A 1,155-nucleotide genomic window follows, 5' to 3' on the forward strand; every position below is an offset into this window, starting at 1 on the left:
AAATGGAAGTGTTGCACTTATGGGTTGAATTCGCCTCCTTTGAACTTTTGTTGAAACCCGTAAAGTTAGAATTAGAACTCCCCTTTTCAATAAACAAATTACGACCCATCTTCGTATCTGACTTATCAGCATTCTTGGTCCACAAGTAGGCGTTAAGACCCATATCGAACCTTCGAGAATCCTCAATCTGGTAACCAGCAAGTGCGATTTTAAGAAAACTAGAGAAGGCTGTAGCAGCATTAGTAATACTAACATCAGTAGTATCTGCTTTTAACTCTGCCTCAGTTGGCACGCTAAAGTCTACTGGACAGATGTCATTTCTACCCCATTGGTAATAATCCCCATAAGCACCACTGTCAGCACTTGACTCGGCAACTTTTGTTGCGCCAAGATTTCTATCAAGCCAGACTCTGCCTGTGTTAAGTGAGGTGATCAGTCCGTAAGTTAGCCTTTTAAACGATATTTTTTTTCCGCCTTCAATTGTTATTTTATTACTACGCTCTACCCAAGCAAGCGCGCCTAGGTCCATTTTGCGACTGTCTTTAAAGGCTTTGCTGGCAATAGCAAAATTGGTGAATTTTTGTTTGTTGCCCAGTGGTAGTTTGACAGTGAGTTTGCCGTAGCTTTTGGCATTCATGGTGTTGTTGTTTTCTTAACCTAGCTCAAAACTTACCGAAGGTGTGATCTCAATATCCACACCCAAAACATTGCCCTTAATGTTTGGACCTGTTGTAGTGTCCCAGTGATAATAAGTGCCTTTGATTTTTGCCCAAGGCAAGTAAGGGGCTTGACCGCTGAGTTTGACATCGTAACCTGACAAAGCATTCTCCTTTACACCATTGACTAATTTTTCGTCTGAAAATATATGGTATTTATTGATATTGGCACTAAAGTTAGCACACTGGTATTCCAAACCAAGACTTAGGCGCTTGTACTTGGACTTGGACTCATAGTCGGTAAACACATTAATACCTGCGATGGCCATGTCGTTCTCTACCAATAGGCGATGACCAACGCCTAAGTTAACTGCAAGCGACTATCAATACTTTTGCCAGAAGCGATGCCAGCTTGAATAAAAGTCAATGCTTTGCTATTGGCATCAAGCTCAGATATCGGCTGAATGGTTTTGTGTAATGGTCTAACAATCTTAAACAC

1 protein-coding gene and 1 pseudogene are annotated in these 1,155 nt (G+C 41.3%); both read right to left on the bottom strand.

Translation table 11 applies throughout. The annotated features are described in order from the left end of the window. The coding region (locus BAZSYMA_RS03200; RefSeq protein WP_241502532.1) for a fibrobacter succinogenes major paralogous domain-containing protein at positions 1–637 on the bottom strand (637 nt) is incomplete at its 3' end. A gap of 15 nt (positions 638–652) precedes the next feature. Beyond that, a pseudogene (locus BAZSYMA_RS03205) lies at positions 653–1,018 on the bottom strand (inverse autotransporter beta domain-containing protein); the annotation flags it as partial. Positions 1,019–1,155 lie beyond the last annotated feature (137 nt).

This window comes from Bathymodiolus azoricus thioautotrophic gill symbiont, from assembly GCF_001298715.1.
In the GTDB taxonomy this organism is placed as follows: domain Bacteria; phylum Pseudomonadota; class Gammaproteobacteria; order PS1; family Pseudothioglobaceae; genus Thiodubiliella.